Raw genomic sequence first — 16,386 nt, forward strand, 5'->3', positions numbered from 1 at the left:
TCTCTGAATATATTACTATTCATCGCAGCTTTCTCTTAATCAACTATTTCTCCAGACAGTGAAATAGTTGATTTGCTTTTTACTCCAACCTTATCTACAGTTCCAAATCAAATCGCTTCGCCTATCCTTGCTTTTTTTGTTAAGATAAAGAAATAATGAGTAAGAATTTAGGTGATGATTTATGCGACTGTTGTTTTTCTTTTTCCTTTTCACATTTTTGATTGGATTTCTCTTCTATTTATTGACCCGTCGCACGATCGCCGAAGTCTATCATGAATTGACCGATAAGAACCGCTTCTTTCGAGGCATCAAAGCTTTCTTCATTGGAATTTATCGCATTTTGACTTCTGTTTAAAAAAAAACTGTCCAACAACAGATCTCTTGATCGTTGCTGGACAGTTTTTTGTTTGATTCGTCTTCTATTTCAATGGTTTCCATTGCCAATCTTGGACTTCAGCAATGTCATAGCCATTCTCACGGATAAAGTCATGGTGATAGGCAACCGTCTCTGTCATTCGTTGCGCAAAGTCGGCAGCTTGTTCGCCATAGACCCACTCAGCGCCGTCTTTCGCTAAATGGAAGCGATCAAGTTCAGATAAGATCCGCATGTCAAATGGTGTGGTGATATCGCCATTTTCACGATAGCCATGAATATGCAGACGCTGATTCTTGCGGCCGAAGAAAATGTCCCGAATCAGTCCTTCATAGCCATGGAAAGCAAAAATGATTGGCTTGTCCTTAGTAAAGTAAGCCTCAAATTCTTCATCTGTCAATCCACGAGGATCGACATCCGGATGACGTAGTTTCAATAAATCAACAACATTGATAAAGCGGATTTTCAACTCTGGAAACGCCTCATTCAGCAGGCTTACAGCAGCGAGAGCTTCTAAATTTGGCTCTGTCCCTGCTGCAGCGATCACCAAATCAGGTTCTCCTTGGTCTGTTGAAGCCCAATCAATGATCTTTAAGCCGTCTTTTACCAATATCTCCGCTTCTTCTGCCGTATAAAACTGCGGCCGAGGATGTTTCGAAGAAACAATCAGATTGATCTGTTCTTCAGTTTGGAATGTTTCTGCCATTACAGCCATCAAGCTATTGGCATCTGCTGGTAGATAGACCCGTACGAATTCCGCTTTTTTCTCAGCGATATGTGTTATGATCCCTGGGTCTTGATGGGTATACCCATTATGGTCTTGCTGGAATACGGTTGAGGAAGCAATCAAATTCAATGACGGATAGGCATGGCGCCAAGGCAATTCTTTCGATTTACGCGTCCACTTAAAGTGCTGAGTGATCATGGAATCAACCACTCGCAAGAAAGATTCATAGCTAGCAAAAAAGCCATGACGCCCAGTTAAGACGTAGCCTTCTAGGAAGCCTTCTGCTTGATGCTCCGATAATTGGGAATCAATCACCCGTCCGGTAGCACTTAGCCATTCATCATAGTTTGGCTGTTTTGGTTCTAACCATTGGCGATTTGTCACTTCAAAAACATGGTTCAAACGATTGGATTTGGCTTCATCCGGACCAAAGATTCTAAAATTAGTCGGGTTTTCAACAATCAAATCCCGAGCAAACTTTCCGAACTCCATCATGTCTTGAGCAGTGGTTGAGCCAGGAACACCAATATCGATCGCATGCTGTCGCCAATCGGTGATTTTCAACGGTTGAGGATCGATTCCCCCGTTAGTGATGGGATTCATTGCCATCCGTTGCTGTCCTTTCGGCGCGAGTTCTTGAATCTCAGCCTTGATGCGGCCAGATTCATCAAAGAGTTCTTCTGGCTTATACGATTTCAGCCAATCGATTAGTGCATCCACGTGCTCCATCTGATGCGCATTGACTGGGATAGGTACTTGGTGGGCGCGAAAACCGCCTTCAATCGGCTCTCCCTCCCAAATTTTTGGTCCTGTCCATCCTTTAGGTGTGCGCACGATCAGAACAGGCCAGTGGGGCATGACTGCTTCATCAGCTTTTCCTTGACGAGCTTTGGTTTGAATCGCTTTGATCTGCTCAACGGCGCGGTCCAATGCTCTCGCCATTTGCGGATGAACAGTAGCAGGATCATCTCCCTCAACAAAATAAGGTGTCCAACCCATTCCTTCAAAATACTTGGTTAGGTCTTCATCAGATTTGCGAGCCAGAATCGTTGGATTAGAGATTTTAGCACCGTTCAGATGTAAGATCGGCAGAACAGCCCCATCATTTACCGGATTGATAAATGTATTAGAAAACCAGCTGCCCGCTAACGGACCGGTTTCAGCTTCGCCATCTCCAACCACAACAGCAGCGATCACATCAGGATTATCAAGGACAGCTCCTGTTCCATGCGCGATGGAATAACCTAGTTCGCCCCCTTCATGGATCGATCCTGGTGTTTCTGGTGCCGCATGGGAAGCAATTCCTCCTGGGAAGGAAAAAATTTTGAAAAGATGCTGCATCCCGGCCTCATCTTGGGTTACTTCTGGATAGATTTCCGTATAACTTCCATCTAGATAGGCATTCGAAACCATCACCTGACCTCCATGACCAGGTCCTTCAATGTAGAACATATTCAAATCATATTTATTGATGACACGATTCAAGTGGGTGTAGATAAAATTCTGACCAGCAATGGTGCCCCAGTGACCAATCGGATTGACTTTCAGATCTTTTTCTTCAATGGGCCGCCGTAACAGTGGATTGTCTTTCAAATAGATTTGTCCGACAGAAAGATAGTTGGCTGCCCGCCACCAAGCATTCATTTTGTCAAAATACTCTTGGGTATCAAATGTTGTCTCCATACTACTCCTCCTTGCTTTCTCTTAATTAAAAGTCTATGCGTCTCGATTTTAAAAGTCAATTTTGCTGATTGTACACCTTGCATCTCTCTTATGATTTGTCTGCTTCAGCACAAGAAAAAACAAGACCAGAGTTCCTCCCAACATGTTTCAGTATGAGAGGGTTTGGTCTTGTCAGTGTTGGCTCTTTTCTGTTGTCTTGTCTACTTTTTTAATAGCTACTTGATCGTCACATAGTCCAAACCAACGAGTTTTGCCCACGTCTCGATTTGATCTGACGTCAACGCTAATGAAACAACCGTATGATGTCCGCCTCCCGTTTCGATCCATTGTTTGACTCCTTGATGAAAGTCGGGACGAGGCGTCCACATCACGCGAGCCACCGGCAATTTAGGTGCGGCTTCTGTTGGCTCAAAAGCATCGACTTCATTGATCAATAATTTATAGTGAGTGCCAAAGTCGGCCATAGATACAACTACTCCTGCGCCACCTTGTCCGTCAAAGACTAATCGTGCTGGGTCTTCTCGATCCCCCATTGATAGCGGCGAAACGACGATTTTTGGTTTATTGACAGCCAATACTGGATCCACTTCCATCATATGCGACTGCAAGATGGCTTCTTTGCCTTCGGTCAACTCATAGGTATAGTCTTCCATAAAACCGGTTGCTTTATTATGTGCCATGATCTTCATAAGACGATCGATGGCTGCTGTTTTCCAGTCACCTTCACCAGCAAATCCGTATCCTTCCGCCATGAGTCGCTGTACAGCTAATCCTGGTAGCTGTTGCATGCCATAAAGATCTTCAAAGTTGGTCGTAAACGCACTATAGCCTCCTGCTTCTAAGAAACGGCGGATGCCGATTTCTTGTTTGGCCTGTACTTTCACATGTGCTTCCCAGATTGCGGCTTCATAATCTCCCTGATCAAACTCATACAAATTACGGTATTCTTCAAACAAGTCATTGATCTCTTCATCGGTCACAGCATCGATTACTTGAACAAGATCACCAATGCCAAAGTAATCCACGGTCCAACCAAATTGGATTTGTGCTTCGACTTTGTCCCCTTCTGTTACCCCAACATTGCGCATGTTGTCGCCGAAACGAGCGACTTTGATAGCAAAACTTTCATTGTAAGCAACCGCCACATCCATCCAAGCTGCGATTTCTTTTTGGACCGTCTCTTTTTTCCAATAACCGACAACGATTTTGTTTTGTTTCTGCAAACGCGCATTGATAAAACCATATTCGCGATCCCCATGGGCTGCCTGATTCAAATTCATAAAGTCCATATCGATGGTCTCCCAAGGAATGCGTTCATTGTATTGAGTCGCCAAATGAAGCAATGGTTTTTGCAGCAGTTTCGTTCCCCGGATCCACATTTTTGCTGGTGAGAAGGTATGCATCCAAGTAATGACACCAGCTACTTCATCCCGATAATTGACTTCCTTCATGATCTTTGTAATCGTGTCCGCAGTGACTGCCAATTCTTGTAAAACGACTGGATAAGGCAGATTTCCACTGTCATTCAAGCGTTTGACCATTTCAGCTGCATGATCCCGGACTTCTTGCAAGGCTTCTTCCCCATATAAGTGCTGAGATCCTACAACGAACCAAAATTCTTTTTTACTGATTGCTAACATATTGTCTGCTCCTTCTTGATTATTTTTGCCCATAGTAGGCATCTTTGCCATGTTTTCGTAGATAATGCTTGTCAAGGATGCGCTGCGGCAGTTCCGGTGCATAACTATTGATCTGACGCGTCACAACGTTCATCTTTGCTACTTCTTCTAAAACGACTGCGTTCATGACTGCACTTTGAGCATCTTTGCCCCAAGTGAATGGACCATGTCCCTGCAGCAAGACGCCGGGAATCTCTAAAGGTTGGATACCGCGTTCCTGGAAAGTTTCAACAATCACGTTTCCAGTCTCTGCTTCATAACCACGGTCAATTTCTTCCTGTGTCAAAAAGCGCGCACAAGGGACACTGCCATAAAAGGTGTCAGCGTGGGTCGTGCCCATTGCCGGCAAATCAACTCCTGCCTGTGCCCAACTTGTTGCCCAAGTGGAGTGGGTATGGACGATGCCGCCAATTTCTGGAAACGCTCGATACAATACAGCGTGAGTAGGGGTATCAGAAGAAGGATTCATCTTTCCTTCAACAACGTTCCCCTCAAAATCGCAGACCACCATATCACTAGCTTGCATCGTTTCATAATCAACCCCACTAGGTTTGATCACAAATAGCTGCTGGCTGCGGTCAACGGCAGACACATTGCCCCAAGTGTATTTGATCAAGCCCTGTTTTGGCAGAGCTAAATTGGCTTGGAAGACGGCTTCTTTCAATTGTTCTAACAAATGACTCACCTCTATTTTTGTTTTAAATCAATCCATCGATCGCTGCTTGCTCGATCGGCAGACCGTGTTGGTAGCGCTTAACAAACTCAGTAAAACCAACTATATCCTCAGGTAATGGCGCTAAAGTTGTCCCTTCTTTTCCTTGGAAAACTCTGGATAAAAAGACTGTAAGTGTTTCTTCTACCGATTTTTTTTTCATAAATGCTGCCAGTAAAGCGATGCCCCAAGCACCACCTTCTCCTGCTGTTTCCATCACCGTCACTGGTGCTTCCATCGCAGCAGCCAACACCCGCTGCGCAACAGTCGGAGTCTTGAAAATCCCTCCGTGTCCTACGATTCGGTCGATCTTGACTTGTTCTTTAGTTAGGATATCCATCCCGATCTTCATCGCACCAAACGCACTAAACAAATGGAGCCGCATAAAGTTTGCTAAAGTAAAGCGGCTTTCTGGGGAGCGAACAAACAATGGTCTACCAGCTGCTATTTTTGTAATATTCTCTCCTGAGTAATACCCATAAGACAACAACCCACCACAGTCAGGATCTCCTTTCAGTGCTTGGTTGAACAATGTCGTAAACAGAGCTTCTGTGCTCATTTCGACCCCTGCTGCTTCTACAAATTCCCGAAAAACTTTGACCCATGCATTGATCTCCGAAGTACAATTATTCGTATGAACCATGCCAACTAAATCTCCTGCTGGCGTTGTTACCAGATCAATTTCTGGATAGACTTTAGAGAGACCGCTTTCAAGAACGATCATAGCAAAAGCTGATGTTCCGGCAGAGACATTTCCACTCCTTTGCGCAACACTATTCGTCGCAACCATTCCGGTTCCCGCATCTCCTTCGGGTGGACAGAATGGAATACCCGGCAACAATGTTCCTGTTGGATCTAACCGCAAAGCACCTGCTGCCGACAAAGTGCCTGCTGCTTCACCAGCCACTAAGACTTTGGGCAAAATATCTGCTAACTGCCAAGGTAAATTTTCTGGAAGGATCAGATCATCAAACTGGGCCATCATCTGTCGATCATAGTCTTTTTGTAGGCTGTCGATTGGGAACATTCCCGAGGCATCCCCAATACCGATTACTTTTTCACCTGTCAGCTGCCAATGAACATAGCCCGCTAATGTCGTCAAAAAGTTGACTTCCGGTATATGCGCTTCTTGATTCAAAATGGCTTGGTACAGATGAGCGATACTCCAGCGTTGCGGAATATTGTATTGGAACAATTCAGTTAGAGCCTTTTCGGCTGCTTCTGTGCTGGCATTGCGCCAAGTGCGGAAAGGCACCAATAACTGATCATTCTCATCAAAAGCGAGATACCCATGCATCATAGCGGAAAAACCAATTGAACCAATTCTCGTCAAAGGTTCCCCGTATCGGGATTGAACAGAAGCTGCTAATGCTTGATAGCTTTCTTGGATTCCTTGCCAGACAGATGCCAAAGAATAGGTCCAGACACCATCTAATAACTGATTCTCCCACTCATAACTACCGGTTGCGATGGTTTGAAATTGCTCATCGATCAAGACAGCTTTAATTCTTGTGGATCCTAACTCGATTCCAAGTGCCGTGCGCCCTTCTTGAATCGCTTCACTTATTTGCTGCTCCATTTCTCTTCTCTCCTTTTGAATTTTGATATACATGAAATCACGAATGGCTCATGACGGAGCCGCGAACAATCAATTCTGGCTCATAATAAAACGTTTCTTCCAACGTAGTTCCTGAGGTGACCCATTGTGCCGCTAAAATCCCCATCTCTTCCTTTGGGTGAGCCAGTGTGGTTATTCCTGGTGAAGTCAATGTACTTAAAGGTGAATCATCATTTCCTACAATTGAATAATCTTCTGGTACACGCTTTCCATTGGCTTCTAATTGCTGGATCAACCCATGTGCAATTTCATCGTTATAACAGACGATTCCAGTGATCTCATTCGATTGGTTCAACCGGTCAATCGCTTGTGCAATGACAGCCTCTTTGGTTTCTGTGGTATAAGTCACGACATCTTCAGCAGCAAATGTTTTCTTTGCTTGTTCCAAAGCTTTGACAAAACCTTTCATCCGATATTTCCCTTGTAAATCATCAATTTTAGTGATCAGCATCAAGTGTTGATGCTGCTGTTCCAATAAATAATTCGTGGCTAGATAGCCTGAACGAGTGTCATTGACACAAATATGAGGCAGATCCAGTTCTTCATAGTAGGCATTGATCATCACTAGCGGAATCCCTGCTTCTTTCAATGCCATGTAGTAGGCCAAATTGGGATTGTATTGACTGCTCTTCGTCGGTTCAACGATTAAGCCATCTACTCCTTGGTCCATCATTTGTTGAAGGCAAGCTCGTTCTTGTTCATGGTCATTATTTGTTGATCCCAACAGCAAAGAATAGCCTTGTTCCCGCAATGTCTGCTCGACTCCGCGCATAATTGAAGGGAAGATATAATCCGACAGATACGTCATGATGATGCCAATCGTTTTATGGCTGCGTTGCGGAAGATTCTCAGGTTTTGAAACGTACGTACCAGATCCTCTTTCCTTACGTAAATAGCCTTCGTTTACTAGCAAAGCAATCGCTTGTCGCACGGTATGTCGGCTCAAATGATATTCTTCTTGTAATACAGCCTCCGAAGGAATCGTCATTCCTTCTTTATAGGTTCCTAAACGGATGTTTTCCCGTAATTCATTCGCAAGTTGTTCGTACTTCGTTGTCATATTAATCCCATCTTTCGAAAGTTGTCCGTACATATAGTATATTTAGAATGCGCTTTCTTGTCAATGTAATTTTGTAAAAATCAATTTTTTACCTGAAGCAGAAATATAATAGTCAGTGGCAGCCTCTGCTAAATGCACGATTCGATCAATTGCAACTGTTCAGAAAAGATGAATTGCTATACAATAAATGACAACGACAGCAAAGGAGGTTCTTCCTATTTTCTCTTTTAAAGATATTAAAGAAAATTACCCAAACGCTGCTTTGCATCCAGCAAAATCAACAGATCCAGGAATCGAATCGATTCCATTTGGTCAGAAATTCATCTGGCTGCCTACTGCCGATCTATCGGCAAAAGAAAGAATCATGCTGCAATTAGGCAGCGGTGCACTGTTTCCGGTAATCGACAACCGTTTTCGACCATGGTACCCGATTTTATTTGAACATCAGCCGATAAATGAGACCGGTGATTATCGCTTGTTGCAAGTGAAATTTACGAGTGGGATCGATTTATTGCAGACTGAGTGGCTGCAAGAGATCCAGCAAATGCTCCCCCATGTCGTCGACCTCTTTTTTGTTACCGAAGACAGTGCGTTGATTGTTGAACAGCGGGCTGGTGAGAACTTGCGCTTAGATGAACTGGATGGTTTATTTGTTGCTTTAGATATGGATTTTGACTGCTACTCGCATTTATTTGTAGGGCCGTTTCACCATTCGAGCCATGATTTCACACTTCTGCTGACTGAAGAAATGACTCTTTTTCAACAATTGACTCGACAAACCAATTTAAAAAGTTTGGATCTGGCTACATCTCTGATCCATTTGCTAAGCACTGCCGGTTCCGACTATCAACTATTATTTCGAACACTTTATCAGGATTGGTTTCAGGAAAGCGATCTTATCCATTTGATCGAGTCGCTGTGGAAAAATCAAGGAAATGCCAGTTCTACAGCCAAGTCACTCTTCATGCATCGCAATACACTACTTTATAAGATCGATAAATTCCAAAGTATGACTAATCTGAACTTAAAAGAAATGGATGATCTGCTGCTGTGCTATTTTCTTATCAAAAATTTCGCTCATCCAGCCGATTGAACAACTTGCACAAGAAAACGTTTTTTTTCTTGTGCATATTTCCGTTGCTGAATCAAAGCGTTTTCATTTATGATACAGGTGTAAACTAAATGGAAAGAGGTAATCCTAATGGTAGAAATGGCTCTGAAACACGTGCATAAAAAATACGACAACAATGATAATTATTCTGTAACAGATTTTAATTTAGATATTTCTGATCGCGAGTTTATTGTTTTTGTTGGACCTTCCGGTTGCGGAAAGTCAACAACGCTGCGGATGATCGCTGGATTAGAAGATATTTCTGAAGGAGAATTATCCATCGGCGGCAAAGTAATGAACGATGTCGCACCAAAAGATCGTGATATTGCCATGGTATTCCAGAACTATGCGTTGTATCCACATATGACAGTTTTCAACAACATGGCTTTCGGATTGAAATTACGTAAATACGATAAAGAAGAAATCAAAAAACGGGTAGAAAATGCTGCCGAGATCTTAGGATTGACAGAATATCTAGACCGTAAACCAGCCGCACTATCTGGTGGACAACGTCAACGGGTAGCTTTGGGTCGTGCCATCGTACGTGATGCCAAAGTCTTCTTGATGGATGAACCTTTGTCAAACTTAGATGCGAAATTACGGGTAGCAATGCGTGCGGAGATTGCGAAACTGCATCAACGTCTTGAAACAACTACGATTTATGTAACCCATGACCAAACAGAAGCGATGACAATGGCAGACCGAATCGTTATTATGAAAGACGGATTTATTCAACAAATCGGTTCACCGAAAGAAGTGTACAACTCACCTAAAAATATGTTTGTTGCCGGCTTTATCGGTTCACCTGCTATGAACTTCTTTACAGTTACTTTGAAAAACGGCATGATCTCAGACGGCCATGGATTAAACTTACGTATTCCTGAAGGCAAAAACAAAGTCCTTATCGAAAAAGGGTACGAAGGCAAGGAATTAGTCTTTGGTATCCGTCCAGAAGATATCCACAGCGAACAAATCGCATTGGAAGCTTCACCAGAAGCAACTGTCCGTGCAGAAGTAGTCGTTTCTGAACTGCTTGGTGCTGAAACAATGCTTTATACAAAGATTGGTTCCACTGAGTTTATCTCTAAAGTAGATGCTCGTGACTTCCATCGTCCAGGTGAAGTGATTGATCTTGCTTTCAACATCAACAAAGCCCACTTCTTTGATAAGACATCTGAGAATGTGATCACGTTACCTTAATTTGTAGTTTTCTTGCACTGTCCTTGGTTTGCCCCCTAGACAGTTGCAATTAACTAATATCCACTTTTATTCCTTATTTGTATCCCCTGAAAACAGACAGCTCTGCGGCTGTCTGTTTTTGGGTGGATTCTCTTTAGGTGAAGGGACTACTTTGAAGCTCTCTTCTCAAGAAAGCGTACATAAAATTTTTTGATCGTTGGGTATTGACGATATGCCAAGAAAACAACTTTGATTCTTTTAGTAGTAACTGGGTCGACATCAATGATTTTCTTATACCCGACAGTTCCGCATTCTGCTAAAAAGCAATCCTTGCCATCTTTTTCATAATAAAGTACTGCTTTTTCAATTCTCTGACTCTCGCGGATTTCTTCTTGTAAAATCACTGTATTGATTTGTGTTGGTTGTGCAAAAGTCACTGTTACCCACGGCTCATGATCGTTATCCGCAGGTTGCCAATACGTCTTCTTTGATGAGGTAACCTTCTGCAGGCTTTCTTGATCCCAGGGTGATTTTTGGGAAGAAGCTGTGATCTGTCCTTGGTACAACGGCTGATCCGTTTGTAATGGCCGTAGATATTGCCCTAATTGCATCAGTGACTGCTGATCTTTCGGGTGGATCGCCCCATTGGGCATTGGCGGAACATTTAATAAAAATACCGCGTTTCCTCCTACCGCTTTCCGATACAAAGAAAATAATGTTTCGGCACTTTTCACTGCTGTATCCTCTTCCGGATGATAAAACCAGCCGGGTCTGATTGATAGATTGACCTCTGCGGGATACCAGACTAAATCTCTGTTGGAATCGTAGTTTCTCAATACAGATCGGCTACCTAAATCTTCTGCCATACTTGAGATTGTCGTCCGGAATTCTGCTGTGTCTGTTTGTTGTGATTTTTCGGCCGTCTTTTCGGCATCCAATAGCTCACGGGGAACGACACTCCACTCATTCTGCCTTGTGTGCCCGGCTTCATTTCCGATCCAGCGAACATCTGGACCGCAAACGGCAATCACAGCATCCGGCTGTAATTGCCGAATCTGTTGATAATATCTTTGCCAGTCATAAAACTGCCGCTTTCCGTTAGGTCCTTCTCCATTGGCTCCATCAAGCCACACTTCTGCTATTTCACCATACTGCGTCAATAATTCTGTCAATTGACCCACATACACCTCGTTATAGGCCTGTCCGGTGCCGTAGCTTGCGGCGTGCTGATCCCACGGAGAAAGATAGATGCCAAACGCCATCCCTGCTTCTTGACAAGCCTCCGACAATTCTTTGACTAAATCTCCTTTGCCATTTTTCCAAGGTGTATAAGCGACTGTCTGCTGCGAATAGTTGCTGGGCCATAAACAGAAGCCATCATGGTGCTTACAGGTTAAGATCATCCCTTTCATCCCACTGCATTTGCAAAGCGTGACCCACTCTTTACAGTCCACTGCTTGCGGGTCAAATAGTGCTAAGGATTCTCTCCCATTTCCCCATTCCCGATTCGTCATGGTATTCAAGCCAAAATGAATAAAGCCATAAAATTCCCGTGCTTGCCATAGTAGTTGACGGTAACTCGGACGGATCGCCGTCAATTCTTCAACTTTCATCGCACTTCCCCTTTCTCCAACTGATTGTCAGCAAACTGGAACCCATTCAGATAAGTGTTCTTACTGGCGATGGCTCACTAACCGCAGTTGTTTTGTTTTTGGTCTTTACAGCAAATAGAGTAGTAGATGCCAAATGAATTGACAAGCCACTACTCTAAATTACATAGTTTAGTTTGTTTCACATAGTTTTTTTCCACAGGTTGCGTTCAGGATTGCAACACCAGAATAGCCGAGAACTAATTCAACTGCAATAATGTTAAACTATCTGCTAAGACCGCTTCACCATCAAGAAGCTCGTAATCTTCTGGTGTGATTAGTTTATACGGAACTGCTTTATAGTTCAAAAAATCTTTTAAGCGATTGATTTCATATTTCGATTGTGGTCCAATCAGTAATGCATCAACAGTCTGATTTTGAATGATTTGTTCAGCAATGATTGCTGGTGCTGAATAAATATGGACAGTTATTCCTTGTTCATCCGCTGCTCGCTGCATGTTTTTCACTAATAGACCTGTTGTGATGCCTGCTGTACAGATCAATAAGATCGTCTTTTGTGCTTCTGTCCCCATATTTACAGCCTCCTAAGATATTTTCTTTTTCTTATTATAAATATCTAAGACAACTGCTAACAGCAAGATCAATCCTTTGATTGCCTGTTGCCAGTCGACCCCTACACCTAGAATCGACATCCCATTATTCAGTACTCCCATCACTAATCCGCCGACGATCGCACCCATGATCGTTCCGATTCCGCCAGAAGTTGAGGCACCGCCAAAATAAACGGCAGCCATGGCATCCAGTTCCATAGAGGTTCCTGCTTGTGGTGTCGCAGCGTTCAATCGGGCAGCCAAAACCAAACCTGCCAATGCCGCCATCGCGCCCATATTGACAAAGACCCAGAAAGTGATTTTTTTCGTTTTGATTCCTGACAGTTCAGCGGCTTTCCTATTTCCACCAGTTGCATAGATTTGACGACCGGCAACTGTTTTATTTGTTAAGAATCCATATGCTGCGACGATGACTCCTAATAAAATCAAGATGATCGGGTAACCCTGATAAGAAGCGAACACATAAGTTGCGCCAATGAAAACGACGCCGATGAAAAGAGCTTTGAACAAAAAGGTACTGGTGGACTCTACTTCAAACAAATTTTTCTTGCGGCGTTCCCGGGTTCGCCATTGACCAAAAATCAATAGTGCCGTGATACCGACACCGATAATCATTGAAAGGAGATGAATATGATCGCTGCTGACAATATCAGGTAAATAGCCTGTTGAAATTTTTTGAAACGAGGTAGGAAATGGTGCTAAAGATTGTCCTCCCAGAACGACTTGAGTCAATCCACGGAACATCAACAGTCCAGACAACGTAACAATAAAAGCAGGAATCCCCACATAAGCTACCCAGAAACCTTGCCAAGCGCCAATCAACGCACCAATCAGTACACATAATGGCACAGCCACCCAGGGACTCATGCCATTATTGACCATCAAGACGCCGGCGATTGCGCCAACAAACGCCATGACAGATCCGACAGACAAATCGACATGCCCTAACAAGACAACTAGTAACATCCCCGCAGCTAAAACCAATATATGACTATTTTGCAAAACAAGATTGGTGATGTTCAATGGTCGCCAGAAAATACCATCTGTCATTGCTTGAAAGGCAATCAATAAGACGACCAGGATAATAATCATGCTGTATTTGCTAAAAATCTCTAACGCTTTGTCTTTGATAGAATGTTTTTGCACTTTTTTTAATTTATTCGTTGTTTCCATCCTAAACCCCACTCTCTTCTAATGTCATCAAGTTCATCAGCAGTTCTTGATCCGCATCTTGCCGCAATACTTCTCCTGTAAAACGCCCTTCATTCATCGTATAGATCCGGTCACACATACCCAAAAGTTCCGGCAGCTCGGAGGAAATGATACAGATTGCTTTACCCGCAGATGCCATTTCTTCAATGATCGTATAAATTTCATATTTTGCTCCAACATCGATTCCTCGTGTTGGCTCATCTAAAAATAAAATATCCGGTTCCGTCATCAACCACTTAGCCAAAACAACTTTTTGCTGGTTTCCGCCGCTAAGGCTGCCAACATTTTGATAGATTGAATTGGTTTTCGTCCGCATTTTTTTGCGGTATTCTTCTGCCAAAATTACTTCTTTCTCTTTGTCCAAAACACCGTTGCGACTGATTTTATTCAGACTAGCAATCGTTGTGTTCTCCCGAATGTCCATCAATAGATTAAGTCCTAATGCTTTACGGTCCTCTGAGACATACGCAAGCCCATTTCTAACGGCAGCTGGAACATCTTTTACGGAGATTTGTTGCCCTTCTTTATAGACTTCGCCCGTGATATTGCTGCCATAGGAATGCCCAAAGACACTCATCGCAAATTCTGTTCGTCCCGCGCCCATAAGCCCAGCAATGCCGATGATTTCTCCTTTGCGGATCATCAAATTGAGGTCTTCGTTCACGATTCGATTTGTATCGATAGGATGATGAACGGTCCAATTCTTCACTTCAAAAAAAGGATCACCAATCTGGGGATGCCGTTCCGGATAGCGATTCGTCAAGTCACGACCAACCATCCCGCGAATGATTCGCTCTTCAGAAATCTGATTGCCAGCCATCGTTTCAATGGTTTGTCCATCGCGCAAAATCGTGATGCGATCGGCGACATTGACTATTTCATTCAACTTATGAGAAATAATGATGGAAGTAATCCCTTGATTACGAAATTCTTTGATCAATTCTAGTAAATTGGCACTTTCTTCTTCATTCAGAGCGGCTGTTGGTTCATCTAAAATCAATAATCGGACTGATTTAGAAAATGCTTTGGCGATCTCTACTAGCTGCTGCTGCCCTACACCGATTTGTGAAACCAATGTATTAGGATCAAGACGCAAGCCAACTGTTTTTAATAAATTATCGGTCTTCTTTTCTGTGATATTCCAATCGATGATGCCATTTTTGGCTTGTTCATTTCCTAAAAAAATATTCTCTTTGATGGATAAATAAGGACTTAAAGCCAGCTCTTGATGAATGATTACGATCCCTTTTTCTTCGCTATCTCGTAAATCTTTAAATTTACAGAGCTCTCCTTCGTAATATATTTCACCTTCATACGTGCCATGTGGATACAAACCGCTTAGCACATTCATCAATGTAGATTTTCCTGCGCCGTTTTCACCACATAGCGCATGGATCTCACCACGTTCGATCGAAAGATTTACATTGCTTAATGCTCGTACGCCTGAAAATTCTTTGACGATATTCTTCATTTCGAGAATATAATCTGCCATGTCCTTTCACCCTTTTCTTTTTATGTAGTCAGAGATTCTGCAGAAGAAATAAAATGATCCATTCAAAAGAACGGCTCTTTGACAAACAAGAAAGAACAGGGCAAAACATTGGAGTATCCGCTGATTTGCCCCGATCATTATCCCTTCAGCTGCTCTTTTACCTTTTTTGCGCTTTTGACAGCCCCACTGTCAACAACTAGCCCAGATCTTTTTCCGTGTAATAGTCACTGTCCACAAGCTCTTCTTTATAATTGCTGCTATCTACAGAGACTGGATTAGATAGATAGGTCGGTACCACTTTGACCCCATTGTCATAAGTTTCGGTATCATTGACTGGGACTTCTTCGCCATTGGCGATTGCTTCGATCATTTCGATCGTGTTTTTGGCTAGAACTCGGGTATCTTTGAAAATCGTTTGCGTTTGTTCTCCAGCAATGATCGATTTAACTCCAGCAATGGTTGCATCTTGTCCTGTAATTACAGGTAATGGTTTTTCAGAAGAACCATACCCCACACCTTTTAGGGATGAGATGATTCCTAAACTGATTGGATCATAAGGAGAAAGAACGGCATCTAATGTTTTATCGGTATAGTTGGCACTCAATAAGTTGTCCATCCGTGCCTGTGCAGTAGAACCATCCCAGCGCAGTGTTGCGATTTGGTTGAAATTCGTCTGACCCGAAGGAACCACTAATTGACCACTATCAATATACTGTTGAAAAACAGACATCACGCCATTGTAATTGATCAACGCATTGTTATCATCCGGTGAACCACCAAACAATTCGATATTGAAGGGTCCTTTTCCATCTTTCAGGCCTAGCTTGTCTTCAATATAAGAAGCTTGTAAAACACCCACACCGAAATTGTCAAAGGTTGCATAGTAATCGACGTACTCCGAATTCATCAATAACCGATCATAAGCAATCACTTTGATGTCCTCGTTATGAGCCTTTTCGAGAACATCGGTAAGCGCGGAACCATCAATAGAAGCAATCACTAATGTATCGACGCCTTTAGTGATCATGTTTTCAATTTGAGCGACCTGATTCTCAACCTTATCTTCGCCATATTGCAAGTCTGTTTTGTAGCCTAACTTTTCCAGTTCATCTACCATATTGTTTCCATCGGCAATCCAACGTTCTGCTGATTTTGTAGGCATAGCGATTCCCACAAACCCTTTGTCCCCGCTGCTGGCTCCACCACTATCTGAGCCGTTTCCGCAAGCTGCCAACATCCCTCCCAAGAGAACGGTTGAAGCGATACCTACGATTTTTTTCATTGTGCTTTTCATTTATTGATCCCTCCATACTTTTACT

13 protein-coding genes are annotated in these 16,386 nt (G+C 43.0%); 3 read left to right on the top strand and 10 right to left on the bottom strand.

Going from position 1 to position 16,386, the window contains the following annotated elements; all coding sequences use genetic code 11:
- The first annotated feature begins 181 nt into the window (after positions 1–181).
- On the top strand, positions 182–355 hold the full coding sequence (locus tag EGX73_RS15905) for a hypothetical protein (RefSeq protein WP_005470142.1): 174 nt from the start codon (positions 182–184) through the stop codon (positions 353–355).
- A gap of 64 nt (positions 356–419) precedes the next feature.
- Here EGX73_RS15905 and EGX73_RS03230 read toward each other — a convergent pair whose 3' ends face one another.
- From EGX73_RS03230 to EGX73_RS03250, 5 genes are all read right to left on the bottom strand, one after another.
- Positions 420–2,783 (bottom strand): phosphoketolase, encoded by a 2,364-nt coding sequence (locus EGX73_RS03230; RefSeq protein WP_123866733.1) that lies wholly within the window; start codon positions 2,781–2,783, stop codon positions 420–422.
- A 215-nt stretch (positions 2,784–2,998) separates the two neighbouring features.
- The gene (gene araA, locus EGX73_RS03235) at positions 2,999–4,423 is read right to left on the bottom strand and encodes an L-arabinose isomerase (RefSeq protein ID WP_005470136.1); all 1,425 of its coding nucleotides are present in this window, start codon (positions 4,421–4,423) and stop codon (positions 2,999–3,001) included.
- A gap of 19 nt (positions 4,424–4,442) precedes the next feature.
- Positions 4,443–5,138: an L-ribulose-5-phosphate 4-epimerase gene (locus EGX73_RS03240; RefSeq protein ID WP_003128188.1), complete on the bottom strand. Its 696-nt coding sequence runs from the start codon at positions 5,136–5,138 to the stop codon at positions 4,443–4,445.
- A gap of 22 nt (positions 5,139–5,160) precedes the next feature.
- Complete coding sequence (locus EGX73_RS03245) at positions 5,161–6,753, bottom strand: xylulokinase (RefSeq protein WP_041119874.1); 1,593 nt, start codon at positions 6,751–6,753, stop codon at positions 5,161–5,163.
- A gap of 37 nt (positions 6,754–6,790) precedes the next feature.
- Positions 6,791–7,885: a GntR family transcriptional regulator gene (locus EGX73_RS03250; RefSeq protein ID WP_003128184.1), complete on the bottom strand. Its 1,095-nt coding sequence runs from the start codon at positions 7,883–7,885 to the stop codon at positions 6,791–6,793.
- Positions 7,886–8,039: 154 nt separating this feature from the next.
- Here EGX73_RS03250 and EGX73_RS03255 point away from each other — a divergent pair, with 154 nt between their 5' ends.
- Both EGX73_RS03255 and EGX73_RS03260 read left to right on the top strand, forming a co-directional pair.
- Positions 8,040–8,945, top strand: a complete 906-nt coding sequence (locus EGX73_RS03255) for a helix-turn-helix domain-containing protein (RefSeq protein WP_003128182.1) — start codon at positions 8,040–8,042, stop codon at positions 8,943–8,945.
- Positions 8,946–9,053: 108 nt separating this feature from the next.
- Entirely contained in the window at positions 9,054–10,163 is a 1,110-nt protein-coding gene (locus EGX73_RS03260; RefSeq protein ID WP_003128181.1) for an ABC transporter ATP-binding protein, read from the top strand.
- 146 nt (positions 10,164–10,309) lie between these two features.
- Here EGX73_RS03260 and EGX73_RS03265 read toward each other — a convergent pair whose 3' ends face one another.
- From EGX73_RS03265 to chvE, 5 genes are all read right to left on the bottom strand, one after another.
- Positions 10,310–11,755: an alpha-L-fucosidase gene (locus EGX73_RS03265; protein ID WP_029486307.1), complete on the bottom strand. Its 1,446-nt coding sequence runs from the start codon at positions 11,753–11,755 to the stop codon at positions 10,310–10,312.
- A 236-nt stretch (positions 11,756–11,991) separates the two neighbouring features.
- A complete protein-coding gene (locus tag EGX73_RS03270; protein ID WP_003128178.1) occupies positions 11,992–12,324 on the bottom strand; it encodes a PTS sugar transporter subunit IIB in 333 nt (110 codons plus the stop codon).
- Between the two features lie 12 nt (positions 12,325–12,336).
- Positions 12,337–13,536 carry a multiple monosaccharide ABC transporter permease gene (gene mmsB, locus EGX73_RS03275; RefSeq protein WP_003128177.1) on the bottom strand — a complete coding sequence of 400 codons (1,200 nt, stop codon included), beginning with the start codon at positions 13,534–13,536 and terminating at the stop codon, positions 12,337–12,339.
- 1 nt (position 13,537) lies between these two features.
- Entirely contained in the window at positions 13,538–15,067 is a 1,530-nt protein-coding gene (gene mmsA, locus EGX73_RS03280) for a multiple monosaccharide ABC transporter ATP-binding protein (protein ID WP_003128175.1), read from the bottom strand.
- Between the two features lie 196 nt (positions 15,068–15,263).
- Positions 15,264–16,361, bottom strand: coding sequence for a multiple monosaccharide ABC transporter substrate-binding protein (gene chvE / locus EGX73_RS03285; protein ID WP_021150554.1), 1,098 nt, complete (start codon positions 16,359–16,361; stop codon positions 15,264–15,266).
- Between the last annotated feature and the right edge of the window lie 25 nt (positions 16,362–16,386).

It is taken from the genome of Enterococcus sp. FDAARGOS_553 (assembly GCF_003812305.1).
GTDB classification, from domain to species: Bacteria; Bacillota; Bacilli; order Lactobacillales; family Enterococcaceae; genus Enterococcus_D; species Enterococcus_D gallinarum.